Origin of the sequence: Hymenobacter cheonanensis, assembly GCF_030581075.1 — a bacterium.
GTDB lineage: Bacteria > Bacteroidota > Bacteroidia > Cytophagales > Hymenobacteraceae > Hymenobacter.
In genome coordinates, this window is sequence record NZ_JAUQSW010000011.1 from 13,130 (window position 1) to 38,689 (window position 25,560).

General features: G+C 62.9%; 18 protein-coding genes. 12 read left to right on the forward strand and 6 right to left on the reverse strand.

Going from position 1 to position 25,560, the window contains the following annotated elements:
- Positions 1-107: 107 nt before the first annotated feature.
- On the reverse strand, positions 108-4,718 hold the full coding sequence (locus tag Q5H89_RS18460) for a translocation/assembly module TamB domain-containing protein (protein ID WP_305020828.1): 4,611 nt from the start codon (positions 4,716-4,718) through the stop codon (positions 108-110).
- 213 nt (positions 4,719-4,931) lie between these two features.
- Here Q5H89_RS18460 and tsaD point away from each other — a divergent pair, with 213 nt between their 5' ends.
- The 3 genes from tsaD to Q5H89_RS18475 all read left to right on the forward strand — a co-directional run bounded on the left by tsaD (position 4,932) and on the right by Q5H89_RS18475 (position 7,431).
- Complete coding sequence (tsaD, locus tag Q5H89_RS18465; RefSeq protein WP_305020829.1) at positions 4,932-5,933, forward strand: tRNA (adenosine(37)-N6)-threonylcarbamoyltransferase complex transferase subunit TsaD; 1,002 nt, start codon at positions 4,932-4,934, stop codon at positions 5,931-5,933.
- 91 nt (positions 5,934-6,024) lie between these two features.
- Positions 6,025-6,483, forward strand: coding sequence for an SsrA-binding protein SmpB (gene smpB, locus Q5H89_RS18470; RefSeq protein ID WP_305020830.1), 459 nt, complete (start codon positions 6,025-6,027; stop codon positions 6,481-6,483).
- A gap of 159 nt (positions 6,484-6,642) precedes the next feature.
- The gene (locus Q5H89_RS18475; protein WP_305020831.1) at positions 6,643-7,431 is read left to right on the forward strand and encodes a C40 family peptidase; all 789 of its coding nucleotides are present in this window, start codon (positions 6,643-6,645) and stop codon (positions 7,429-7,431) included.
- 112 nt (positions 7,432-7,543) lie between these two features.
- On the opposite strand, the gene Q5H89_RS18480 is transcribed toward Q5H89_RS18475, so the two are convergent.
- Positions 7,544-8,206, reverse strand: a complete 663-nt coding sequence (locus tag Q5H89_RS18480; RefSeq protein WP_305020832.1) for a uracil-DNA glycosylase — start codon at positions 8,204-8,206, stop codon at positions 7,544-7,546.
- A gap of 125 nt (positions 8,207-8,331) precedes the next feature.
- Here Q5H89_RS18480 and apaG point away from each other — a divergent pair, with 125 nt between their 5' ends.
- Positions 8,332-8,718, forward strand: a complete 387-nt coding sequence (gene apaG, locus Q5H89_RS18485; RefSeq protein ID WP_305020833.1) for a Co2+/Mg2+ efflux protein ApaG — start codon at positions 8,332-8,334, stop codon at positions 8,716-8,718.
- Between the two features lie 9 nt (positions 8,719-8,727).
- A complete protein-coding gene (locus Q5H89_RS18490) occupies positions 8,728-9,516 on the forward strand; it encodes an O-methyltransferase (RefSeq protein ID WP_305020834.1) in 789 nt (262 codons plus the stop codon).
- 75 nt (positions 9,517-9,591) lie between these two features.
- Here Q5H89_RS18490 and kdsA read toward each other — a convergent pair whose 3' ends face one another.
- Together kdsA and Q5H89_RS18500 are read right to left on the reverse strand one after the other, a co-directional pair.
- Positions 9,592-10,452: a 3-deoxy-8-phosphooctulonate synthase gene (gene kdsA / locus Q5H89_RS18495; protein WP_305020835.1), complete on the reverse strand. Its 861-nt coding sequence runs from the start codon at positions 10,450-10,452 to the stop codon at positions 9,592-9,594.
- Positions 10,453-10,596: 144 nt separating this feature from the next.
- Positions 10,597-11,226, reverse strand: coding sequence for a methyltransferase domain-containing protein (locus Q5H89_RS18500; protein ID WP_305020836.1), 630 nt, complete (start codon positions 11,224-11,226; stop codon positions 10,597-10,599).
- A gap of 136 nt (positions 11,227-11,362) precedes the next feature.
- On the opposite strand from Q5H89_RS18500, the gene Q5H89_RS18505 reads away from it, so the two are divergent.
- The 6 genes from Q5H89_RS18505 (at position 11,363) to Q5H89_RS18530 (ending at position 19,746) form a co-directional block, all read left to right on the forward strand.
- Positions 11,363-12,316: a hypothetical protein gene (locus Q5H89_RS18505; RefSeq protein WP_305020837.1), complete on the forward strand. Its 954-nt coding sequence runs from the start codon at positions 11,363-11,365 to the stop codon at positions 12,314-12,316.
- 148 nt (positions 12,317-12,464) lie between these two features.
- The gene (locus Q5H89_RS18510) at positions 12,465-13,193 is read left to right on the forward strand and encodes a Dph6-related ATP pyrophosphatase (protein WP_305020838.1); all 729 of its coding nucleotides are present in this window, start codon (positions 12,465-12,467) and stop codon (positions 13,191-13,193) included.
- A gap of 96 nt (positions 13,194-13,289) precedes the next feature.
- Positions 13,290-16,475 carry a glycoside hydrolase family 3 N-terminal domain-containing protein gene (locus Q5H89_RS18515; protein WP_305020839.1) on the forward strand — a complete coding sequence of 1,062 codons (3,186 nt, stop codon included), beginning with the start codon at positions 13,290-13,292 and terminating at the stop codon, positions 16,473-16,475.
- A gap of 59 nt (positions 16,476-16,534) precedes the next feature.
- Entirely contained in the window at positions 16,535-17,233 is a 699-nt protein-coding gene (locus Q5H89_RS18520) for a hypothetical protein (protein ID WP_305020840.1), read from the forward strand.
- A 135-nt stretch (positions 17,234-17,368) separates the two neighbouring features.
- Positions 17,369-18,997, forward strand: a complete 1,629-nt coding sequence (locus Q5H89_RS18525; protein ID WP_305020841.1) for a 3-(methylthio)propionyl-CoA ligase — start codon at positions 17,369-17,371, stop codon at positions 18,995-18,997.
- A 173-nt stretch (positions 18,998-19,170) separates the two neighbouring features.
- Positions 19,171-19,746 carry a hypothetical protein gene (locus Q5H89_RS18530; RefSeq protein WP_305020842.1) on the forward strand — a complete coding sequence of 192 codons (576 nt, stop codon included), beginning with the start codon at positions 19,171-19,173 and terminating at the stop codon, positions 19,744-19,746.
- Positions 19,747-19,810: 64 nt separating this feature from the next.
- On the opposite strand, the gene Q5H89_RS18535 is transcribed toward Q5H89_RS18530, so the two are convergent.
- Together Q5H89_RS18535 and Q5H89_RS18540 are read right to left on the reverse strand one after the other, a co-directional pair.
- Positions 19,811-22,807, reverse strand: coding sequence for a glycosyltransferase family 117 protein (locus Q5H89_RS18535; protein ID WP_305020843.1), 2,997 nt, complete (start codon positions 22,805-22,807; stop codon positions 19,811-19,813).
- 205 nt (positions 22,808-23,012) lie between these two features.
- On the reverse strand, positions 23,013-23,534 hold the full coding sequence (locus Q5H89_RS18540; RefSeq protein ID WP_305020844.1) for a T9SS type A sorting domain-containing protein: 522 nt from the start codon (positions 23,532-23,534) through the stop codon (positions 23,013-23,015).
- 267 nt (positions 23,535-23,801) lie between these two features.
- Between Q5H89_RS18540 and Q5H89_RS18545 the strand changes: the two genes are divergently transcribed.
- Positions 23,802-25,418, forward strand: coding sequence for a hypothetical protein (locus Q5H89_RS18545; protein WP_305020845.1), 1,617 nt, complete (start codon positions 23,802-23,804; stop codon positions 25,416-25,418).
- Positions 25,419-25,560 lie beyond the last annotated feature (142 nt).

The window sequence follows — 25,560 nt, forward strand, 5'->3', positions numbered from 1 at the left end:
CGGCAATCTTTCCTTTTTCGTTGAATTGGTGACCCTAGCGTAAAGGAAGGATTGCCGCGCTTCACTTCGGTGCGCTCGCAATGACAAACGTGCTAATTAGTAGCAACTTACAAGCTCGTGCGCTTGTCTTCCTCCACCGTCAGCACCTCGCGGGCGCGGCGGGTGTCGCGCTCGCGGCGGCTAGGGGTTTCGCGGCCAAAAAGCTCGCCCAGGTTGTTGAACTCCTTGGTGTGCAGCAGTGAGATACCGGCGCGGGGCTGGTTTACGGTGGTCACGATGTTGTCGCGCGGGGTGGTTTCGTAGCGCAGCTTGGCCCGGAATTTTCCGTCCGAGCGCAGGAAATATTCCAGGCTGAAATCGCCGATGAGCGACGACTGCGTGGCCGAGTAAGGCAACCCGGTATTGGGGTTGATGGCCGACGACGTAGAGTTGCTGATGCCACCCTCACGCGTGAGACGCAGCCGCCCACCCAGGAAGGAATAGCTTAGGCGCACTTGCAGCGCCTGTAGCTGGTCGGCCGTGAGGCCGTTGATGTTGAAGTCGATTTCCAGGTTCTGGTCAATCTGCGAGGTAAGCAGGCCTAGCTGCGAGGAGATAATCTGGCCCAGGCTGTTCTGTACCGCATTGCCCTGCCCCGTGAGCGAAATGCCGCTGAAGCTATTGCTGTTTTGGGGCGATAAGGTGCGGAAAACCAACAAACTAAACACCTGGCGGTTCAGCTCCTGCTCGTCGTTGCGCAGCAAGGCAATGAAGGCCGCCAAATCGTTTTGCAGCGAGCTAGGAGCATCGTCAAACTCCAGGGCCAGCTTGATAACCGGCAGCAGCAGCGGCCCGGTCAGGTTCATCACGGCCGTAACGGGCACCACCGCCGCGCTCGTGCCCGAGCCGCTGGTCGACAAAATAGGGGCTAGCGAAGTGCGCTGGGTGTAGGTGGCCGTCACGTTCATCTGGCCGTCGAGCGGGTCGCCGTTCCAAGTGATAACGCCGCCCGGCTGCACCACAAACTCTTTATTGACAAGCCCTTGCAGCGTGAAATTGTAGGCGCCGCGCACAATCTCCACCTGCCCGTACATGTTAAAGTCGCCCCGCGTGTCGATGGCCAGGCGCAGCTGGCCGGTGGCCGCGCCCCTAATTACATCGCCCGTTGCCTCATCCAGCAAAATCTCCAGGTAAGCGTCGGGCGTCACTGTCAGGTTCATATTAAGCTGAATGCCAGACAAATCGACTTTGTCCTGCGCCGCAATAATGGCCGCCTGCCGCGCCTGGCGGCGGCGCACCGAGTCGGACAGGTTGCGGTTCACAAACTTGATGTAGCTGGCCTGCTCGGCCTTGGCCGCATTGTCGAGGGGCAGGGCTAGCCGGGTGCCGGCCTCCGAGGTGGCCGTCACGTTTACCACCAGGTCATCGACGGGGCCGCGCACGGTGGCCGTACCCGTGGCGTAGGCCGTGCCGAAGTACAGGTCGTTGTCGCGCCGGGTGGTGCGCAGCACCTGAAACTTGCGGAAGCTGGCGCTCATGTCCAGCGTCATGTTCTGAAAGCCCTGGTGCCGGATAAGGCCCGTGACGGTGCCCAGGTTGCCCTGCGCGTCGCGCAACTGCACGTTGCTAAAGGCTATCGACGTAGTAGTGAAGCTGATGCGGTCGGCAAACTTATAGGTAGTGCCCAGGTAGCCGAAGGTGAAGCGGCCATCGGTGACATCGACCGCGCCAGCCAGGGTGGGCGCGCTAAACATGCCCCCTAGCTGCAACTGGCCGCGCCCGGTGCCACCCAGGTTTTGCAGAATACTACCCAGAAAAGGCTGCGCCAGCACAATGGGCGCATCATTAAGCTCGCCCACTAGGTTGAGCTGCTGGGTGGTAGAGCGCGGCGCCAGGTAGCCCGTCACGGTGAGCACGCGCTGCTGCTGGCGGGCCACGTCGAGATTGAGGCGCAGCTGGCTGCTGGGGTTGTCCCAGTCGCCGCGGCCGGCCACCTGCCCGATGGGCGTGCCCTCGTACACGAGCGAATCGACGGCCAGCGTACTGCTGATAGCCAGCTGGTTATACACGCCGCTCACGGCGGCCTGCATGTTCAGGCGCCCCCCTAGCCGCTGACCGATAACGGATGTCAGGCTAGCCAGGTCGAGGTTAGCAATGTCGAGCTTGAGCGGCGGCTGGCGCGGGTCGGGCGAGATAAAGCCCTGGGCGCTCAGCCGCTCATTGTTGTGGCTGATAACGAAGTTCTGAATGTCAAACTCCTTGCCCCCGCCGCTGATGCGCACCGAGTTGTCGGCCGCAATCACGTACTCCTGGTTCAATAAATTCAGGCTGCTGCGCCGGAATACCACCTGCACCGCGCGCGGCAAAAAGCTCAGCGCGCCGTTGATGTTGGCGCGGTTGGTGGTGCCGCTCTGGGCTAGCGAGGTCGAGAAATTGATGCGCTGCTGGTCCCACACGCCTTCCAGCACAAACTTTTCGGTGCGGCCCAGCGTGGGCACGAGCTGGTGCTCGGAGGTAAGGCTGGCCTGGGCCAGCACCTCGGGCTGGTAGGGCAGCTTGGAAGTGGTGAAGTCGAACTCGGTGGCCGTGGTGTGCACCGGCCCGTACCAGATGCTGTCAAACTTACCGCCGAGCTGCAAAATCGACGTTTCGCCCTGCCGGAACGAGCCATCGAGGTGGCTGCGGTCGGCAATCTGCAAATCGGGCATGAACAGGTTGAGCACCGGGTTGATGTGCTTGAGATTCACGTCCAGCTCAATGGCGTACACTGGCAGGCGCACCTGGCGCTTGCGCCGGTAGTAGGCGGCCGTGGCGGCGGCGTTGCTCTCAAAATTGAGCCGGTACTCGTGCCAGAGCGTCTGCAAGTCGCGCGATACCTGGGCCACCTCAAAGGCACCGTTGGCCGTGAGGTCGGCCAGCTCCGAGCGCAGCATCACCTGGCGCTGGCCGCGGCGGTTGCGGGTGCTACGCACGTCCAGCGTGTCAAGGTCGAGGCTCTGGCCGCGCAGCGCGAAGTGCGAGCCACGCAGCTGCGCCGTACCCAGCAGCGAGTCGAGCTGGGTGCCGCGCAGGTTCACGCGGGCGGTGGTGCTCACCGTGAGCGGCGCGCTCAGCAAACCCAGCGTGCCCAGGTTGGCGTGGGCAATATTGGCTTGCACGTCGATGTGCTGGTGCCTGGGGTCGAGGTTAAAATCGCCGTTGGCGGTGAGGCGCACGGCGGGGTCATCGGCCGTTACCTTGCCGGTAAAGCCCTGGCCGGCAAAGTCGCCGTCGAGGCTGATATTGTGGTAGCGGTAGCCGTTGAGCCAGATAGCGGGCACCGATACCACGGCGTGGCCCTTAGCAATGGGCGGCACGAAGCCGGTGCCCTGCACCCGCCCATTCAGCGTCACGTCGCGGATAACCGACTCATCCCCAATAAACCTACCCAGGTTAAACGCCGTGCTGCGCACGGTGCCCTCGTACACGGCGTGGTCGAAGTCGCTCTTGGTTTTCAGGTTCACATCGGTCGAGATGGCCCCGAGCGCCGTGTCAAAATTGGCCTTGCCCACAAAGTCGTTGTAGAAGCCCACAAACTGCCCATCGAGCTTTATCAGCCCTAGCCGCTGCACCAGCTTGTTGGCCGAGGCGGGCAGGAACTTGCGCAAATCGGCGGCATCGACCTGCGAAGGTTGCAGGCGCAAGTCAATGAGGCTTTCGCGCCAGCGGGGCAGGTTGTCGGCGTGGGCGCGGGTGGCCACAATGTGCGTGCGGCGGCCGTAGCGCACATCCAGGTTCTTAATCTGGAAGTCGCGCACGTAGCCTTTGGCATCGCCGGAGAGAAAAACGGAGTCGCGTAGCGAGGCCAAATCGGGGGCGAACTTGGCAATATCATCCGTGTAGAGCTTAGTACCGCGCAGCTGCGCTACTACCCGCATCGAGTCGTTGAAATCGGAGAAATTGCCGAAGCGCTTATACTCAAAGCGCACGTACTTGCGCAGCTCGCTCTTGCCCAGCCGCAGGGTCAGGTCCTTGAATTCCCAGAAGTGCTTGTTGTAGGAAATGTCGGCCGTGAGTTCGCGCAGGCGGGTTTTGGTGGGCATTTCGACGGTGCGCAGGCCCGCGATGCGGGCGCGCAGCGTGTCGGTTTTCCAGTTGAGGTTCGAGATATCGGCGTAAATGCTGTCGGCCACCAGGTGGTTGTAGTCGATGCTGCTGCCGTAGTATTTCTCGCGGGGGCGGTCGGGGCGTTCCAGGGCAAAGTGGCCGTTGCGAATAGCCACGTCATGCAGCTGAAAGTCAAACGGCTTGCTTGTGGTAGTCGTGTCAGGCGGCCCACTCAGGCGCTTAATAGCGGCCAGAAACTGGTCGAGCGTAGTCGAGTCGGGCCGGCCGGCCACGTCGCGCAGCACAAACCGCGGCTCCGTGAGCGTGAGCGTGCCCACGTGCAGGTGGCTAGGGTCGAAAACGGAGAACAGCTTGATGTCGGCATCGGCCTGGCCCACGCCAAACAGCTCGCCGCCGCGCCTATCGAGCACCCGCACGCCCTCTAGCAGCACGTGCGAAAACGGCCGGATATCGACGCTGCCGATAGTTACCGACTGGCCCAGCTTCCGGGTCAGCACGTCGGCTACCTGGTGCGCCACCCGCGTTTGCACGCTCGGCACGCGCAGCGCCAGCAGCAGGCCGCCCACGGCCAGCACCAGCACCACGGCCAGCCCTAGCAAGATTCGGAGCAGAATACGGAGAACGCGACGCACAAAAAACAGCGAATGCAGGTTTAACTAAAGCCCTAGCGAGCCGATACTAACGCAAAGGTGCGGCTTTTAGCACGCACCAATCGCGCCAACGCATAAGGTATAGCCCAGGTTCGCCCGAACTTTGCGGTTTCGCTAGAAGCAAAAAACCGGAAATTGCCGGTCGTTACGCTCGCAATGACGGCTGAATTTTGTAATTACCTGAATAATTAAGCTATGAATCTCCTCGCCATCGAGTCGAGCTGCGACGATACCGGGGCCGCGGTTTTCCAGAATGGCCAGCTGCTGAGCAACGTGGTAGCCGGCCAGGCCGTGCACGAGCAGTACGGCGGCGTGGTGCCCGAGCTGGCCTCGCGGGCCCACCAGCAGCACCTGCTGCCGGTGGTTACGGCCGCGCTGCGCCAGGCGGGCCTCACGAAGGACGACCTCGACGCTGTAGCCGTGACCCAGGGCCCCGGGTTGCTAGGGTCTTTATTGGTTGGCAACCTCTTCGCCAAAAGCCTGGCGCTGGCGCTGGGCAAGCCGCTGCTGGCCGTGAACCACATGCGGGCGCACATCCTGGCGCATTTTATCAAAGACCCGAAGCCGAGTTTTCCGTTTCTGTGCCTCACCGTGAGCGGCGGCCACACCCAGCTGGTGGTGGTGCGCAGCGCCGCCGACATGGAAATTCTGGGCCAAACCATCGACGATGCGGCCGGCGAGGCGTTTGACAAAACCGCCAAGCTGCTGGGCCTGCCGTACCCCGGCGGCCCGCGCCTCGACAAGCTGGCCCAGACCGGCAACCCGCGCCGCTTCGAGTTTCCGCTGGGCGCACTCGAAGGCTACAACTTTTCGTTTAGCGGCCTGAAAACGTCGGTGCTGTACTTCCTCAAAAAGGAAACGGCTGCCAACCCCAATTTTATTCAGGAAAACCTGGCCGACCTCTGCGCCAGCATTCAGCACACCATCGTGCGCTCGCTGCTGCGCCAGCTCAAAAAAGCGGCCCTCGCCACTGGCCTGCGCCAGGTGGCCCTAGCCGGCGGCGTGGCCGCCAACTCGGGCCTGCGCCAGGGTTTGCAGGCGCTGGCCGAGGCCGAAGGGTGGGCAGTATTTATTCCCGACTTTCAGTTTTGCACCGACAATGCGGCGATGGTAGGCCAGGCGGCCATCTTCCAGTACGAAGCCGGCGATTTTGCCAGCCAGCTCACCAGCCCCGACCCGCGCCTGAAACTGACGTAGGCCAATACCTTTAAGCCTCAGCCGCCGGGCTCGGTTGCCCCCCAGGGGCTAGCGAAGCCAAGTAGCGCAGTTCTGCGTAAGCAGCAATTCCATGAAAGACAAAACTCCTGCTCCCATCAACATCAAGAACCGCCGCGCCAGCCACGAATACACGTTTCTGGCCAAGTACGACGCGGGGATGATGCTGCATGGCACCGAAATAAAAAGCGTGCGCGCCGCCGAAGTAAACCTGCAGGATGGCTACTGCACCTTCGACCACAAGGGCGACCTGTGGGTGCACAGCGTGCGCATTGCGCCTTACACGCCAGGTACTTACAACAACCACGATGCTATGCGCGTGCGCAAGCTGCTGCTCAACAAGCGCGAGCTGAAGCAGCTGGCCAGCAAAATGGATACTGGCCTCACCATCATTCCGCTGCGCTTGTTCGTAACCGACCGCGGCTTTGCCAAGCTCGAAATAGCGCTGGCTCAGGGCAAGAAGCTGTTCGACAAGCGCGACGACCTGAAGGCCAAAGACCAGAAGCGCGAGATGGAGCGCTTTGTCCGCTAGCCTTGCTCTAGCTTAGCGCTCAAAAACGACCGTCATGCTGAACAAAGTGAAGCATCTTGCTGGAACCGTTAGAGTTGTTAATTCAACGATACGAGCAAGATGCTTCACTTTGTTCAGCATGACGTTCTTTGTAGCCTTTATTACTAGTAAACCTAAAACTTGAACCACGGTATTTGCGCGCTCAGCGCCGTTCCCGTCCGCGCCGAGCCCACCGACCGCGCCGAGCTGGTCACCGAATTGCTGTTTGGCGAGTGCTACACCGTGCTGCAAACCCAGGGCAACTGGCTGCGCATAGAGGCCGCCGCCGACAACTACCTAGGCTGGATAGACTTCAAGCAGCACCGCCCCGTGAGCGACTCCTATTTCCGGGCCTGGCGCGCCCAGGACCACCCGCGCGTGCTCGACGTGGTGCAGGTGGTATCCAGTGCCACCATGCGCCAACCCATTACGCTAGGGTGCCGGCTGCCCTTTTTCGATGGCATGACCTTGAAAGTGGGCGATGATAACCCGCTGTTTTTCAATGGTACGGCTACTAACCTGGCTAATGCTTGCCCACCTGAGCGTCAGCTAGCCCTGCTGCGCAAAATGGGCCAGCAGTTTATGCAGGCGCCCTACGTGTGGGGCGGCAAAAATCTGTTTGGTATCGACTGCTCCGGGCTGATGCAGACGCTGTATGGCCTTATCGGTATTCAGCTGCCCCGCGATGCCAAGCAGCAGATTGCCCTCGGCGAGCCCGTCGATTTTGTGACCCAGGCCAAAGCCGGTGACCTGGCTTTTTTCGACAATGCCGACGGGGCCATCGTGCACGTGGGCCTGGTGCTCGACGATGGCCTTATCCTGCACGCCCACGGCGAGGTGCGCCTCGACCCGCTCGACCATCACGGCATCTTCAACCGCGACCGCCAGAAGTACAGCCACAAGCTGCGCCTAATCAAGCGGTTGCTGTGATATGTGGTTCAGAAATTCTATTCTGTCCTTGCGAGCAACGCGAAGCAATCGCCTCAGAGTGAGCTGTTCGGGTGCGATTGCTTCGCGTTGCTCGCAAGGACAGAATTTAATCTTACCAAACTATCGGTTTTTCGCCGTGCGTTGAGAGCCATGCATTGGTTTGGCTGAAGGGCCTGGAGCCAAAGAACCCGCGGTCGGCCGAGTAGGGAGAGGGGTGCGCGGCCTTCAAAACCAAGTGCTTACTGCTATCAATCAGCTCTTCTTTTTTCTGGGCATAGGCCCCCCAGAGAATGAATACCACGTGCGGCCGGCCCTCCGACACCTTGCGGATAACGGCGTCGGTAAATTCTTCCCAGCCTTTTTTCTGGTGCGAGCCCGGCGTGGCGGCCCGCACCGTGAGGGTGGCATTGAGCAGTAGCACGCCCTGGCTAGCCCAGCGGTCGAGGTTGCCGTTGGCCGGGGCCGGCGTTCCGGGTATATCGTCCTGCAGCTCCTTGAAAATATTTTGCAGCGACGGCGGCGTGCGCACGCCCTCGTTCACGGAGAAGGCGAGCCCGTGCGCCTGGTTTTTGCCGTGGTAGGGGTCCTGGCCCAGAATAACGACTTTCACCTCCTCGAACGGGCAGGCGTCGAAGGCGTGAAAAATCTGCGACCCTAGTGGGTACACGGCGGTGGTGGCGTACTCGCCCCGCACCCAGGCCGTGAGCTTTTGAAAGTAGGGCTTGTCAAATTCGTCGGCGAGCACGGGCCGCCAGCTTTCGGCAATTTTAACCATGTGGAAGGGGGAAAGAAGAGAAGGATGCGCGCCACAACTAAACAGCCCGGCGCGGCGTTTAGGCCATGAAACCACACGAGCGGGGCGACTGTTGCCCCGGCAGCGTAATTTCGCCGGCCGCCGCTATGCCTACTACCACTACGCAGGGCGTAACCGTTACGGTTACGACCAACTACCTGCCCGACTACTCCAGCCCCGCGCAGGAGCACTTTGTTTTTGCCTACCGCATCGATATCCGTAACGATAGCGAGTTTACCATCAAGCTCTTGCGCCGCCACTGGTACATTTCCGACGTGGGCACCGGCCTGCGCGAAGTGGAAGGTGAGGGCGTGGTGGGCCGCACCCCCGTGCTCGAGCCCGGCGAGGCCCACCAGTACGTGAGCGGCTGCAACCTGAAGTCGGGCTTGGGCAAAATGCGCGGCACCTACCTCATGGAGCGCCTGGCGAGCGGCGAGCACTTTCAGGTCAATATCCCGGAATTTACCCTGATTGTGCCCTTCCGGATGAACTGATTTTCAAGCTTGTACCAACTTTTCGCTTACCTCCGCTACTGGCTCCTGCGCTCGGGCAATGCCCACGGGCTGCACTCGCCGTTCGTGTTTGGCCTCTACACCACCGTCATTCGTCCCACCGGCGCGTATGCTGCCTTCGCCCGCATCGAAAAGCGCCGCCAGGAGCTGTTGGCCAGCGGCCAGGTGCTCGACGTGACCGATTTTGGGGCCGGCTCGCAGGTGGCCGGCGCGGGTGGCCGCCGGCGCCCCGTGCGCGATATTGCCCGCCACGCCGCCAAGCCGCCGCGCCTGGCGCAGCTGCTGTTTCGGCTGGTCAACCACTTTCAGCCGCGCACCACCCTGGAGCTAGGTACCTCGCTGGGCCTCACTACGGCCTACCTGGCCCTGGCCGATTCGCGCAACCAGGTTATTACCTTCGAAGGCTGCCCCAACACGGCGGCGGTGGCCCGCCAAACGTTTGACGAGCTGCATATTAAGAACGTGCAACTGGTAGAAGGGAACCTCGACCACACGCTACCCGCCACGCTGGCCAGCCTGGCGCAGCCGCTCGACTTCGTGTTTTTCGACGGCAACCACCGCTACGAGCCCACGCTGCGCTACTTCGAGCAATGCCTGGCTAAGGCGCACGAAGACAGCGTGTTCGTGCTCGACGACATCCACTGGTCAGCCGAAATGGAGCGCGCCTGGGAGGCCATCAAGGCGCATCCTAGCGTGACGGTAACCATCGATTTATTCTACGTTGGGCTGGTGTTCTTCCGTAAAAAGCAGCGACGCGAGGACTTCTGGCTGCGGTATTGAAACCCACTTAACCTAAAAAACGCCCATCAAGCTAGCTGCTGCTAGCCCGATGGGCGTTTTTATTTTAATGTCTGGCTAGGCATTCAGCCCCTGCGGGTCGATGTCGCCGCTGGGGCGCACGGCCTCGCGCACGCGGGTGAGGCGCTGCAAGAGGCCTTCCAGCTTGTCGAGCGCCAGCATGTTGGCGCCATCGGAGAGGGCGGTAGCGGGTGTGGGGTGCGTTTCGATAAACAGGCCGTCGGCACCTACGGCAATAGCCGCCTTGGCAATGGTTTCGATGAGGGCCGGCTGGCCGCCCGTGACGCCGCTCGCCTGGTTGGGCTGCTGCAAGGAGTGCGTCACGTCCATCACCACGGGCACGCCGAAACTGCGCATGGTGGGCAGGTTGCGAAAATCGACTACCAGGTCGCTGTAACCGAACGAGTTGCCGCGGTCGGTGAGGATAACGTGCGGGTTGCCGGCGCCCTGCACTTTGTCCAGGGCCCAGCGCATGGCCTCGCCGTTCAGAAACTGGCCCTTCTTGATATTCACCACTTTGCCGGTTTTGGCGGCGGCTACCAGCAGCTCGGTTTGGCGGCAGAGGAAGGCCGGAATTTGCAGCACGTCCACGTACTCAGCCGCAAAGGCGGCTTCGTCCGATTCGTGAATGTCCGTCACGGTCGGCACGCCGATTTCGCGCCCCACTTTTTGCAGAATGCGCAGCGCCGTTTCGTCGCCGATACCCGTGAAGGAATCGAGCCGCGAGCGATTGGCCTTGCGGTACGAGCCCTTGAAAATGTACGGAATCTGGAGCTTATCGGTAATATGCTTCACGCGCTCGGCAATGCGCAGGGCCATGTCCTCGCCCTCGATAACGCAGGGCCCGGCCATCAGAAAAAACTGGCCGGAATTGGTGTTGCGGAAATGGGGCAGAGCTTGGGCGAGGGACGTGAGCATGGGGTATTTTAGTTGGAGTAAATAATAGAAAATCGCGTCTGTCATGCAGCGCGCAGCGAAGCATCTCGCGTGCCTACGTAAGCGAACGCCACTGATTACTACGCCAAGCGAGATGCTTCGCTGCGCGCTGCATGGCGATTTATCTTAAGTAGAGAGGCCGGCAGCGGCTTTTTGCAGGCAAATAAACAGCTCGCGCCCGGCCCGCGGGGCGAGCGAGTTATACGCTGTGTCGAAGTGGATAAACTCGAAATAAGGCGCAAAGTAAGCGCGGTACTCTTCGCGGCTGCCGCCAAACGGCGGCTCGCTAGCCCCCGCAAACTCGGTGTCGAAGAGCAGGCCCACCAGCTTGCCGCCGGGGCGCAGCAGTGCGGCACACTGCCGGGCGTAGGCCGGCCGCAGGCTGGGGTCGATAGCGCAGAAAAACGTTTGCTCGATGAGTAAATCGAATTTTTCGGCCGGGTTCAGCGCAAAAAAGTCGGCTAGCCAGAGGTTTTCCTGCGGGAAGTCGGGCACGCGGGCCGCTAGCTCGGCCAGTGGCTCGGGGGCCAGGTCGGCCACCACCACGTGGCGGAAACCCAGGCGGTGCAAGTACTCGGCCTCGTGGGCGCGGCCCGCCCCCGGGATGAGGATGCGCGGCTGGCTGGCCACCGGCAGCTGGTCGAAGTAGGCGCGCAGCGGCGGGGTGGTGCGGCCGGCGTCCCAGCCGGCGCGGCCGGGGGTGGCGTAGCGCGCCTGCCAATAGGCCGCATCGAAGGCGTTGGAAACCGTTTGCATGAGAGCCAAGTATAACGAAGGCCGGAGCCAACTGGAAATTTCGCCTATTTTTACCCACCACAAAGGTAGGTAATTGCCCGGCCCGCCCGGGCGGCCACCCTTTTTCTGCCACTTCTAATCCCCCCAGACCCCACTTATGGAGCCTCAACAGGAATATCCCGAACCCCGCCAAAACAACAGCCGCGTCCTCCTCTGGGTGGCCCTCGTACTAGTGCTGGTCGGTATCAATGGGGTCTTGTTTTACTTGAATTCGCAGAAGAAGACCGAAAACGACCAGCTTACGACTCAGGTGCAGGCCAAAGACACCAAGCTGCAAGCCCAGATTAAGGAATACGAAGACCTGAAAGCCAGCTACGAGCGCCAAAGCCAGGACCTGCAGAAGCTGGGCCTCAGCAACGACTCGCTCGAAGCCCGCATTGCCGGCATCAATGCCGACCTGCTGAAGCTGCGCTCGTTTAAGGCGGGCTCGTTTTCGCTGGTCGAGCAGCAGCGCTTCAAGCAGCGCGCCCTCAACCTGGAAAGCCAGCTCAAGAAGAAGGACGACCAGATTGCCGACTTGCAGAAGTCGAACGAGAACCTCTACACCGAAACCACGACCCTCAAGGAAAAGCAAAACAAGCTGACGGATACCATCAGCACCATCGCCAAAACCAACCGCGACCTGAGCGAGAAAGTGACGGTAGCCTCGCGCATTCAGGCCGACAATATTCGCGTAAGTGTGCTCAATAAGAAGGACAAGGAGACGGACGATGACAAGGATGAGTACAAGGCCCGCAAGGTAGACCGCGTGAAAGTGGCCTTCAACCTGAGCCGCAACGACGTGACGCCCAAGGACACCAAAACTATTTACCTACGCATTCTGGAGCCCGACGGCGCAGCCCTCTACAACCTGAGCACCGGCGGCGGCACCTTTACGGTAGATGGCCAGGAGGCCTTTTACACCATGAAGCAGGACGTGGTGTTTGACAACACCCGGCAGGCCCTCAACTTCGTGTATGCCAAGGGCGGCGACTACAAAATCGGCCAGCACACGGTAGAGCTTTACGAAGGCGGCGCCCTGATGGGCAAAAGCACCTTTACGCTGAAGTAGAAGACGTTAAGTTGATAAATAACGAACGTCATGCTGAACGAAGTGAAGCATCTCGCTCGAACTGTTGGAGTAGTGCCTCCAGCGGCTCGGGCAAGATGCTTCACTTCGTTCAGCATGACGTTTTTCGCGAGTAGCTAGCCCTCCCCCTATGCCCGAACAAGCCCTGATGAGCTGGAGCGGCGGCAAAGACTCGGCGCTGGCGCTCTACCACGCCCTGCACGAGCCGGGCTACCGCGTGGCACACCTGCTCACGAGCGTAAATGCGCACTACGAGCGCATCTCGATGCACGGCGTGCGCGTGGCGCTGCTCGAAACCCAGGCCGCGCGCCTGGGCCTGCCGCTTATGCAGCTGCGGCTACCCGAAATGCCCACCATGCCCGAGTACGACCAGGCGCTGCTGGCCAGCCTTGCCGCGCTACGCGCCGAGGGCGTGGCGACGGCCGTGTACGGCGATATTTTTTTGGAAGACCTGCGCGCCTACCGCGAGGCGCAGCTGATGCGGGCCGGGCTGCGGGGCGAGTTTCCGCTGTGGCAGCGGGCTAGTGCTGACCTGCTGCGCGAGTTTTGGGCGCTGGGCTTTCAGGCCATTGTGGTGTGCGTGAATGACCGCTACCTCGACGCCAGCTTCTGCGGGCGCCTGCTCGACGAGGCTTTTGTGCGCGACCTGCCGCCCGGCGTGGACCCCTGCGGCGAAAACGGCGAGTACCACAGCTTCGTGTTCGACGCGCCCTATTTCAGCGCGCCCATTGCCTTCCGCAAAGGTGAGCTGGTGCGCCGCACCTATGCGCCCCCGGCAGGCAGCGCGGCTAGCCCTGCGCCGGGCGCCGATGACCCGTTTGCCGCCGGCTTCTGGTACTGTGACCTGCTGCCGGCCTAGCGCCCAGGTGCTGTCGCCAGGGCAAACCGGCACCTGGCTAGCGAAATAGCAAATTCAGGCCGACTTTTGCGGCTTCTCTTTTTGCCCCGCCCCCGCTTGTCCGCTAAAAAATATCTCCTGCTTCTGGCGTTGCTGGCTTTGCCGCTGCTAGCCCTTGCCCAGCGCCGCCCGGCCGCCCGGCCCGGCTCCAAAAAAATGGTGGCTAACCCGCCCGCCCGCCGGCGAGCCGCTAAGCCGAAAAAAGCCAGTCCGCCCAAAGCTGCGGCGGCCACCCAGCAGCCCGGCTTTTTGCGCTACCTGCACTCGGCCTGGGTCGATAGCCTCATGCGCACGCTCACGCCCCGGCAGCGGGTGGGGCAGCTGTTTATGGTGGCCGCGTATTCCAATAAACCGGCTATCTACCAAGACTCTATCTCGACGCTGATACGCGACTACGGCATCGGCGGGCTGATATTTTTTCAGGGCGGGCCGGTGCGCCAGGCGCGCCTGCTGAATCGCTTTCAGCGCGAAAGCCGCGTGCCGCTGCTGGTGGCCATGGACGGCGAGTGGGGCGCCGGCATGCGCCTCGACAGCGTGCTACGCTTCCCGTACCAGATGAGCCTGGGCGCGGTGCCCGCCGCCGACTCGGCCCTCCTCTACGACATGGGGCGCGAGGTGGCGCGTCAGTTCAAGCGGCTGGGTATGCAAGTCAACTTCGCGCCGGTGGTCGATGTCAATAACAACCCCGCCAACCCGGTTATCGGCTTCCGCTCGTGGGGCGAAAACCCGGCCGCCGTGTCGCGCCTCAGCCGCTTGTATATGATGGGGATGCAGGATGCGGGTGTGCTGGCCGTGGCCAAACACTTTCCCGGCCACGGCGACGTGGACGCCGACTCGCACCTGGCCCTGCCGCTGGTGCGCGTAGACCGCGGCCGGCTCGACTCGCTTGAGCTGCCGCCCTTCAAAAGCATGATTGCCAACGGCATCGGCGGCATGATGGTGGCTCACCTCGATGTGCCCGCCCTCGATACTGCCCGCGGCCCTAGTACCTTGTCGAAGCCCACCGTGACGGGCCTGCTGCGCCAGCAGCTGGGTTTTAGAGGCGTGGTATTTACCGATGCCATGAACATGGCGGGCGTGATGAAAGTGACACCCACCGGCGAGGCCGAGGTGCGCGCCCTGCTGGCCGGCAACGACGTACTGGAGTTCAGCAAAAACGTGCCGCTGGCCCTGCGCACCGTGCTGGCCGCCGTGGATAGCGGCCGCATCTCGCAGGCGCGCATCGACGAAAGCTGCCGCCGCGTGCTGGCCCTCAAGCAGTGGAGTGGCCTGCGCCGGGCTAGCCCCGTGCCCGAGCAAAATATCATTGCCGACCTCAACCCCGCCCACGCCCGCTACCTGGCCCACCGCCTCACCGAGCGCAGCCTCACGCTGCTGCGCAACCAGGGCAATATGCTGCCCTTGCAGCGCCTCGATACCCTGCGCGTGGCCACGCTCGTGCTCGGCGGCAGCCCCGCCGATACCACCGATTTTCAAAAAGCAGTGGCCAGCTACGATGCCCAGGCCGGGCATTTTCACCTGCCCGCCGCACCCACGCTGGACGAGCTGGAGGACATTCGGGCCAGGCTTTTTGGCTACGACGTGGTGCTGGTGGCGCTGCAAAGCCTGGGCCGCCTGCCGGCCACCAACTTCGGCATTGCGCCCGAGGCCAACCTGCTGCTGCGCGAGCTTACCAAGCCCGGCCAGCGGGTGGTGCTCAGCATTTTCGGCTCGGCCTACGCGGCGGCCAAGGTGCGCGACTTCGACCGGGCCAGCGCCGTAGTCATGGCGTATCAGGAAAGCCCGTCGGCCCAGGAGCTGGCGGCGCAGCTCATTTTTGGCGGCATCGGGGCTAGCGGCAAGCTACCCGTGTCGGTGAGCAATAGCCTGCCCGCCGGCTTCGGCCTCACCACCCAGCCCGGCCTGCGGCTAGCCTATGCCAACCCCGAAGACGCCGGCATGAGCCCCCGCCTGGAGGCCCGCGTGGACAGCATTATGGCCCAGGCGCTGGCGGCCGGCGCCACGCCGGGCGGGCAGGTAGTTATTGCCCGGCGCGGCGTGGTGGTGCTGCGCAAAAGCTATGGGGTGCAAGAGAAAACGGGCAGCAGCGCCGGGCCGGTGGCGGCGCTGCCCGGTGCCAGCGCCCCGGCGGCGGGCAACTTCGGCAGCGAGCCGGGTAGTGAGCCCGGCCGCCCGGCTGGGGCTAGCCCGGCGCCGCAGCCGCTGCGCACTGGCCCGGCGCCCGGCGCCCGCCCCGTGCAAAATACCGACCTCTACGACCTCGCCTCGCTCACCAAGGTGCTGGCCGCCACGCCCGCGCTGCTCCGGCTGCAAGCGCAGGGTAAGTTCAGCCCCGATAGCACGCTGGGGCAGTTTTTTCCTTTCCTGCGCAAAACCAACAAGGCGGATTTGAAAATGCGCGACGTGCTGGCCCACCAGGCCGGCCTGCCCGCCTGGATTCCCTTCTGGAAGGACTTTGCCAAGGCCGATGGCGCGCTGCGCCGCCGGTGGTTCCGGCCCGATTCGTCGGCGCGCTTCCCGCTGCCGGTGGCCGGCGGGCTGTGGGGCCGCCGGCAATTGCCGGCTTATATCTACGAGCGTATCGGGGCCGCGCCGCTCAATGCCAAGCCTGGCTACGTGTACTCCGACCTCTCCTTTTACCTCTACCCCGACCTCGTGCAGCGCCGCACGGGGCAGTCGTTCGAGCAGTTTTTGAGCAAGGAAGTGTACCGGCCGCTGGGGTCGGGGCTGCACTTTCAGCCGCGCCACCACGCCGCGCTAGGCCGCATAGTGCCTACCGAGTACGACTCGCTGTTTCGGCGCCAGCTGCTGCGTGGCTACGTCGATGATGAGGGCGCGGCGCTGCTGGGCGGCATCTCGGGCCACGCGGGTCTGTTTGGCTCGGCCAACGACGTGGCCCAGCTGGCCCAAACCTACGCCTGGGGCGGGCGCTACGGCGGCCAGCAGATTTTCGATAAAGCCATGCTGGCCGACTGGGCGCGGGCGCAGTTTGCCGGCAACCGGCGCGGGCTGGCCTTCGACCGGCCGGCTAGCCCCCCGGCGGGCAATACCGCGCCCGGGGCCTCGGCCGGCAGCTTTGGGCACTCGGGCTTCACGGGCACCTATTTCTGGGTCGACCCCGAGAAAGAGCTGGTGGTGGTGGTGCTCACCAACCGCGTTAATCCCTCGCGGCGGAATAATAAGCTGAGCCAGCTCAACGTGCGCACCCAGATTCAGCAGGTGGCACTGGAGGCTATTCGCTAGCCTGGTGCAACCCCGGCCCGACTGGCGGCCTCTACTTATCATATCGGCCTGCTGAATTTATGAAGAAGTATTACGCAGCTGTCGCTGTGGGGCTAGCCAGCGCCGGGCTGGCGGGGTGCAAAAGCCAAACCATCGAAACGCGCCTGCCAGCCGAGGCGCTGGCCTGGCAGCCCTACCAGGCGGGGCAGGTGCTGCGCTTTGGCCAGGCCAGCACGAGCCAAGTGCGCACTTACATTATCGGCGATGTACACGATGAGCTTATTCAATACTCGCGGGGCGGCAATGCGCCGGTGTACCTAGGCCCGCCCACCAAATACCGCACCCAGATGATTACCGTGAGCGCCAACCGCACCGATACCGTGCGGTACGTGCGCACCGGCGCGAGCACCGCCGCTAAGCCCGATTCGGTGCTGTACACCGGCGGCACCACACTGCTCAGCCTAATGGCGGCTGACGATACCGGGAACTCGCCGCCGGCCTATCTCGGCTGGGATATTGGGTTTGAATGCAATTTTCCGCTGTCGGAAGTAGTGGTTGGCCAGGCCCCCGCCGACACGGCCCAACAACTGCTGCCCACGCTGCGCCTGGGCGGCGTCACCTATGGCCCGGTGCTGCGGCTAGCCAACCAGCTGGCGCCGCCCACGGGCCCCTACGTAAGCTTTCCGCGCAACAAGCCGGCCCGGCGGGTGTACTATGCCAAAGGCGTGGGCGTAGTCGGCTTTGTGGAAGGCAGCACGCTGTGGTACCTGCTGCCGTAGCCCGGTAGGAGAGCGCGGGGAAGGTGCGCGCTGAGTGGCAGGCCGGGCCAGCTAGCCGCCTCCGGCGCTTGCCGCGGCGGCCACACAGCTACTATCTTCCGGCGCTTATCCTTTATTTCCCACCCCGCCCCGAACATGCTCGGACTTATGATGCTCCAGCCCCTGCGCATTGCGGGGCTGCTCGAACACGCCGCCAAGTGGCACGGCGACACCGAAATCGTATCGCGCCGGCCCGAGGGCGGCCCGCTGCACCGCTACACCTACGCCGCCGCCCACGGCCGCGCCAAGCAGCTGGCCAATGCCCTGCGGCGGCTAGGTATCCAAAACGGCGACCGCGTGGGCACGCTGGCCTGGAACACGCACCGGCATTTCGAGCTGTACTATGGCATCTCGGGCATTGCGGCGGTGTGCCACACCATCAACCCGCGCTTGTTTTTCGAGCAGCTGGTTTACATCATCAACCACGCTCAGGACCGGCTGCTGTTCTTCGACCTCACGTTTCTGCCCCTGGTCAATAAGCTGGCGCCGCACTGCGCCACGGTAGAAAAATGGGTGTTGATGGCCGGCCCCGAGCACCTGCCCGCCGAGTCGGCCCTGCCGGGCCTGGCCAGCTACGAAAGCCTGCTGGCCGCCGAAAGCGCCGACTTTGAGTGGCCCGAATTTGATGAAAACACGGCCTCGTCGCTCTGCTACACCTCCGGCACCACCGACGAGCCCAAGGGCGTGCTCTACTCGCACCGCTCCACGCTGCTGCACAGCTACGCCGCCTCGCTGCCCGACTGCTTCAACTGCGGCGCCCGCGATGTGGTGCTGCCCGTGGTGCCCATGTTCCACGTCAATGCCTGGGGCATCCCCTACGTGGCCCCGCTCAATGGCTGCAAGCTGGTACTACCCGGCCCGGCGCTCGACGCGGCTAGCCTCTACGAGCTGTTTGAGAGCGAAGGCGTTACCTTCTCGGCTGGCGTGCCCACCATCTGGTTTGGGTTGTTGACCTACATGCGCGAGGGCCACCGCAAATTCTCGACCCTGCGTAAGATGATAGTAGGCGGCGCCTCGTGCCCGCCCGCCCTGCTGCGCGCCTTTGATGAGGAGCTGGGCGTCGAAATCCGCCACGCCTGGGGCATGAGCGAAACCTCGCCGCTCGGCACCGTGAGCACCCTCAAGGCCAGCCAGCTCGACCTGCCCGAGGAAGCTAGGTTCTTCTTCAAAATCAAGCAGGGCCGCGCCATTTTCGGCATCGACATGGAAATTGTGGACGGCGAGGGCCAGCCCCTGCCGCACGACGGCGTGGCCTTCGGCGACCTGCTGGTGCGTGGGCCGTTTGTGGCCAGCGACTACTTTGGCACCCCTAGCCCTGGCCAGCTCACGGCTAGCGGCTGGTTTCGCACCGGCGACGTGGCTACCATCGACCCCGATGGCTTCATGAACATCACCGACCGCTCGAAAGATGTAATAAAATCGGGCGGCGAGTGGATTTCGAGCATCGACCTCGAAAACCTGGCCGTGGCCCACCCCGCCGTGGCCGAGGCCGCCGTTATCGGCGTGCCGCACCCCAAGTGGAGCGAGCGGCCGCTGCTAATCGCCGTGCTTAAGCCCGGCCACGACCTCAGCGGCGAGGAGCTGCTAGCCTTCCTCGACGGCAAAATAGCTCCCTGGTGGCGCCCCGACGCCGTGGAGTTCGTGGCCCAATTGCCCCACACCGCCACCGGCAAGCTGCTGAAGACGCAATTGCGGAAGGATTTTGCGGGGTATGAGCTAAAGTAGTCGCATCACGCTGTAAAGTCCTTTGCAACGGACAGCTTTGGGCCCCTAGCAGTAACGCTAGGGGCTTTTTTGTGCTTGTGCAGGTATCAAGTTGGTGTCAGATTTTAGCAAAAATAGAATAGTAAGCCTCTGAGTTGCGTCGGTATATTTATTTCAGCCTATCGCACATTCCCATGAAGCCACTTCTTCTCATTCTAGCTGTCGCGCTAGCCTTATCCGCTTGTAAAAAGGACGACCCTGAGGCCAGCCTACCGGCCGCCACGCAGGAGGGAGCCAATACGGGCGGCTATTTACTGGATGGGCGGGCCGTCGGCGCTACCGGCTATCCCGGCCACAATGGGCTGCTCTCCTCAACTCAGCCTACCCCACCCGTGGCTGGCGGGTTCGTGAATGACAGTATGCTGTACGTAGGGCTGTTCAGCATGTGGGGCAACCAACGCTATGAGCTGACATTTTTTGTGCGCTACCACGGCATAGGGACTTATCAGCTTGGAAAAACAACCTCTACTTACAGCGGCTTGGCAGTGAAGTCCTTGCGTAATTACGCCGCTTTATATCAAGACTGTGTTTCACCTGCTTGTCCTACCCAAGCACATCGTACTGATTCCCTGCGCACGGGCACTCTCACGCTCACTTACGTCAACCGTCCCAAAGGCATAATCGCAGGTTTGTTTGAGTTTAGTGCCTACGATAATTCCAGTAAGCAGATTATCAATGTGAGCCGTGGTCGCTTCGACTTACGGGAGTGAGTATAAAAACTGCAAAAAAGCCCCGCTAGCTAGTGCCAGCGGGGCTTTTTTGTGGGCAAGTTGTCTACTGGCCTTGCTGCGCCTGCAAGTAGGGGGCTAGCACGTCGTAGGCTTTCTTGGCGCGGGCCTCGTCCTTCACCTGCACGGCCACCTGGTACACGCTCTGGAGCGTAACGAGGTTCATACGCTGCAAGTCGTCGAAGAGGGCGCCGTCGTGGGTTTGCAGGTAGGAGATGGTTTGCAGGCTGCGGCTGGTGAGCTTGTCGAGGATGGCGTCGCCCTTCGCCTTTTCGCCCACGGCGTAGAGCACGGGCACGAGCTGCGCGGTGTAGTAGTCGAAGGGCACGGCGTTGTCGGGCATCACTTCCAGGCACTTATTAGCCACTTCCTTGGCCTTGGCCAGGTCGCCGGCGGCGGCGTAGGCTGTGGCGAGGCGGGCAAATTTATCGCGGTAGTTGGAGGGAAAGCGCTGGTTGTTCTCGTCGTAGAACACGTTGGCGTTGTTCAGCCCGCGGTAGCTGAACTTGTGCATCAGGTCGTCGTAGCAAATGGATTTCTCCACGTAGCCTTCGTCGCCGCGGCGGTCGTAGTTGGGGTCGCGCAGCGGCAGCAGGCGGTAGGCCATGCCCTCAAGCTGGAAGTATGGCTGCAGGTTCATGAAATCCGACGTAGCCACCGTGGAGCTGAAGTAGATGGGCCGCTTCCAGTTGTTGGTCGCAATCATGTCCAGAATCACCAGGTTTTTCTTCTCGATGGCGCGCTTGCCCATGCTCCAGTCCATGCGGGAAACGAGCTGCTTTTCGCGGTCTTTCGGAATGATGCCGAGCTGCTTCACGGCCGCCGTATCCACGTTCAGGTAGAACTTGGGCGTGGGGAAGGTCATGGTCGAGTAGTTGCCGTCGGTGTACTTGAGCAGCGGGCTGCCCTGGCCTACCAGGCTGATGAACTGCTTGAGGTCCAGGCTGTCCACGGCCGGGTTGGGCGAGAAAGGCAGCATGTCGTTGTTGCCCTGCACGTAGGTAGCGTCGTTCATGCCGATGGGCAGCGGCTGCGACTTGTAGGCGCGGCGCTTCATCTGCTGGATGTACCAGTCGGTGTTCAGGTACGAGAGCACAGCCACGCGCACGTCGGTGCGAATGCCCTCCACCTCCTGGGCGTACCAGAGCGGGAAGGTGTCGTTGTCGCCGTTGGTGAACAAAATGGCATTGGGGGCGCAGCTATTGAGCAGGTTGGTAGCCGAATCGACCGAGTTGTAGCGGCCCGAGCGGTTGTGGTCGTCCCAGCCCTGCGCCAGCAGGATGGTGGGCGAAATCAACCCTAGCAGCACGGCTACGGCGGCGCGGGCATTCTCAGCCTTGAGGGCGGCGGCCAGCAGCTGGCCGATGCCAATCACCCCGAGCCCAATCCAGATGGCAAACGCAAACGTGGCGCCGCAGAACGTATAGTCGCGCTCGCGCGGCTCGATGGGCGGCTGGTTCAGATACACCACAATGGCAATGCCAGTGAACAAAAACAGCAAGCCCACAATCAGGGCATCGTGCCCGCGGCGGCGAATCTGCACAAACAAGCCGATGAGGCCCAGGATGAGCGGAATGGCGTAGAAGTTATTGTGCGCAAAGCTGCCGCCCAGGCGCGCGGGCAAGGTGCTAGCGGCCGGGCTAAAGGGCGTTACCACGCCCGACTGCTGCACGTCGGACTCGCGGCCCACGTAGTTCCAGAAGAAGTAGCGCCAGAACATGTGCCCAATCTGGTACCGGAACAGGAAGCCCAGGTTCTGGCCCATCGTGGGCTTCTGGCCCTCCTGCAAGTCGGGCACCCACTTCTTATACTCTTGAATATGAGCGGGGTCGTAGCTGTAAAGGCGCGGCAGCAGCATCTTGTCGGCGTCGGCGTAGCCGGGCTCCTGGGCGCGGGGCAAAATCTCGACGTACTTGCCCTTGTCGCGCTTGTAGCGCGGGGCACCCTCCTCGTAGTGGTCGGGCTGGGCATTAAACTGCGGGCCGTAGAGCAGCGGGCGCGAGCCGTACTGCTCACGCTTGAGGTAGCTCACGAAGCTGAGCACATCCTCGGGGTCGTTCTCGTTGATGGTGGGGTGAAACGATGAGCGGATGGGCACAATCAGGTAGGTCGAGTACCCGATGAGGATAAACACGAAGCACAGCATGGCCGTGTTCAGCAGCTGGCTGCGGCGCTGGTAGGAGAGGCGGAAGCCCCCGTAAATGGCGCCCACAAACAGCAGCAGGAAGATAATAAGGCCCGAGTTGAAGGGCAGGCCCAGCGTATTCACAAAGAACACCTCGAAGCCGCCGGCTAGGGTCGGCAAACCCGGAATAATACCCACCAGCACCGAGCCCACGATGATGAGGCTAACCACCAGGGTGACAATGCCGCCCACCAGGTTGGGGTTGCTGGAGCGGCGATAGTAGTAAATGAACGCCAGGGCCGGCACGGCCAGCAAATTCAGCAAGTGCACGCCGATGCTGAGGCCGATAACGTAGGCAATGAGGATGAGCCACTTATCGGAGTCGGGGTTGCTGGCGTGCTCTTCCCACTTCATCATAATCCAGACTACGGCGGCGGTGCAGAGGCTCGACATGGCGTACACCTCGCTTTCCTCGGCGTTGAACCAGAACGAGTCGGAGAACGCGAACGAGAGCGCCCCCACGATGCCCGCGCCCAGAATGAGCAGCGTTTGGAAGCTGGTGGGCTCGGGCGTTTCGGTTTCAAACTCGCTGCGGGCCACCAGCAGCTTGCGGCCCATGCGCGTGATTATCCAAAACAGAAACAGCACCGTGAATGCGCTGCTCAAGGCCGAGAGCGCATTGACCAGCACCGAAACCTTGGTGACATCGCCGAAGCTGAACAGCGACATCAGCCGGCCCAGGATGAGGAAAGTAGGCGCCCCCGGCGGGTGGGGCACCAGCAGCTTGTAGGCGCAGGCCGTAAACTCGCCGCAGTCCCAAAACGGGGCGGTGGGCTCCAGCGTGAGCAGGAAAACGACGGCGGCGATGGCAAACACCACCCAGCCGACCAGGTTATTCAACCGTTGAAAAGAACGCATACGGGGCAAAAAGGGCTGGCCGCCGCTGCCCAGGGCAGCCGCCGCCAAGCCAGAGGAAAATTCCGGTATAGCTAAACCGTTGCCACTTGGCAACAAGCCCCCAAAAGTAGGCAACAACCGGCGAGGGGTTGCGTCGGGGGCTGGCCGGGCCATAAAAAAAGCCGCTCCTGCGAAGAAGCGGCTTTGGCAAACTTGGCGCGGTAGCTTACAGCAGCGTCAGGCGGTTGGTGCTCACGGCCTTGTCGTTCACCAGCAGCGAGCAGAAATACAGCCCGGCCGGCAGCCCGGTCACATCCAGGGGCAGGCCCGTGGTGGCGGTAGACAGCGGCAGGGGCAGCAGGCGCACCTCGCGGCCCAGCACGTTGCTCAGGCGCAGCTTGTACTCGGGCCCGTGCTGGGCCAGCAGCTGCACCGTGAGCAGCCCCCGGGCGGGGTTCGGAAACACGCTCAGCATAGGGGCGCCCGATTGGGAAGGCATAGTAGCGAGCGCCGCGTGCAGGCTGGGCGGCGTGAAAGCCCCCGCCGGGCTAGCCGGCTTGGCCAGCGTGAGGCCGGGGGCCGGGCTGCCCAGGGCCCACAGCAGGCTGCCCGCCTCGTCGGCCGGGTTGTAAGGTGCCACCCGCGCCGGGGTGCTAGCCCCCAGGTGCGCGCCATAGGTGGCAGCGGCGGCCGGCAGCAACGCCAGCCCGGCCAAAAAGAGGGTCAGCACACGAGTAGCAAGGCGCATGGGGAAAAGAGTAAAGGAGTAGATTATAGAGAGAAGCTGGCTCAAAGGTAGTAGTTTGCCAGTGAGTCGGTAATGAACAAGCACCGTGCCGGGCGTATAAGTTTCCGGTTCGGGACATTCTGTCGACTAACGCCGGGCCTTACTCGGCGAGCGGAGTATCAAGTACTTACCCCGGCGCCACCGCGCTAGGGCTGTTTAGTCGTTTATACGCGGCTGCCGGGCTGTCAGCCCGCGCGGTGGGCGGCCGGCCAACTCATCTACCTGGCTATGAGAAAAAACGTTACGCGGCAGTTTTTTTTTAAGCGCCTGGCCGGGCTGGCCGGGCTGTGGCTAGGAGGGCTGGCGGCCTGCACCCCTGGTGCCGAGCCGCCCGTGGTGGCCCCGCCGGCCCCGCACACGGCGCAGGCCGCCGTGCGGCCCTGGCCGGTGGGCTTCGGCTACGGCTGCAACCTGGGCTACTACGGCCCCGCCTGGCCCGATGAGCAGTTGGCCCGGGCCGTGCGTACCGCCGGCGGCAATACCCTGCGCGTGACGCTGCCCGAGCAGTTTCTGGCCCAGTGGGGCTGGGATGCCCGCCGCGCCGCCTTCGCCTACTACGCCGACTCACTGCACCTGCGCGACTTGGTGTGCTTTGTAGGCGAGCCCAGCCCGGCCCACCGCGACCCCGCGACTTACCCCGGCTGCCCAGGGCCTAGCAAGCTGTTTGCAAACCTCTACGAGCCCATCTGGCGGGCCGATAGCACCGTGAACCCCAGCAATTATTACGCGCAGTACATCTACGAGCTTACCCGGCGCTACGGCCGCTACGTGCGGGTGTGGGAGGTGGTGAACGAGCCCGACTTCATCAGCGGCACCGTGAATAAGGAGTGGCTGCGCCGCGCCCCCGCGCCGGCCGAGCTGCCCAACGTGCTAGCCCCCATCGAGCGCTACATCCGCACGCTGCGCATTACCTACGAGGTAGTGAAGAAATACCAGCCCGCCGCCTACGTGGCGCCCGGCGGCCTGGGCTACCCCGAGTACCTCGACGCGCTGCTGCGCTACACCGACAACCCCCGCGCCGGCCAGCCCAGCGCCGAGTACCCGGCCACCGGCGGCGCGTATTTCGACGTGCTGGCCTTCCACGTGTACCCGTCCTACGACCTGCGCCACCGCAACTGGTGGCGCGCCGGCCGCTTTGCCTACACCCGCAACTCCGATTTTGCCGCCCGGCAGGTGCTGGCTCACCAGGCCGCCATGCAGGCTGTGCTGCGCAAATACGGCTACAACGGCACCACGTACCCGAGCAAGCACCTGCTCGTCAGCGAAACCAATATCGGCCGGCGGCCCTCGGAGTGGCGCGCCGGCACCGACGAGATGCAGCGCAACTTTGGCCTCAAGGCCCTGGTGCTGGGCCAGCAGGCCGGCTTGCGCCAGCTGCACTTCTACCGGGTGGGCGAGGGGGCCGATGCCCCGCCACCCGGCACCACCGTGGGCGGCGATGCCGAGCTGGCCCTCATGGGCCTCTACGAAAACCTGAGCCGCGACCAGCCCGGCGCTCAAAAAATGACCGAGCTGGGCCGCGCTCTGCGCACCTGCGGGCAGCTGCTGGCCGGCCGGCCCTACGATGCGGCGGGCACCGCCGCGCTGCGGCTGCCGCCCGGCGTGGCGGGCGCCGCCTTTGGCCAGGGGCGCCGCACCGTGCTGGTGCTGTGGGCCGTGGCCCAGGCCGACCAAAGCGAGGCCGCCGCCGCTACCTACGTGCTGCCCGCTGCCTGGCGTGGGCGGGCGCTCATGCGCTACGACTGGGACCACCTGCCCGGCGCCCCCGGCCAGCCCTGCCCCGGCCCTGGCCTGGCCCTGACGGGTACGCCCGCTTTTTTTGCGATAGCGCCGCTGGAGCAATAAAATTAACGTACAAAATTTGGGGATATTACCCGCTGTGCGGTTAAGCTGGGCGCTAGCTAATAAGCTGAACAGCAAGTGCTTCTAAAAAAAGCGGTTTCCGCTGATAAAAAACGGGTTTTTACCAGTTTTCAACTCCCGGGCA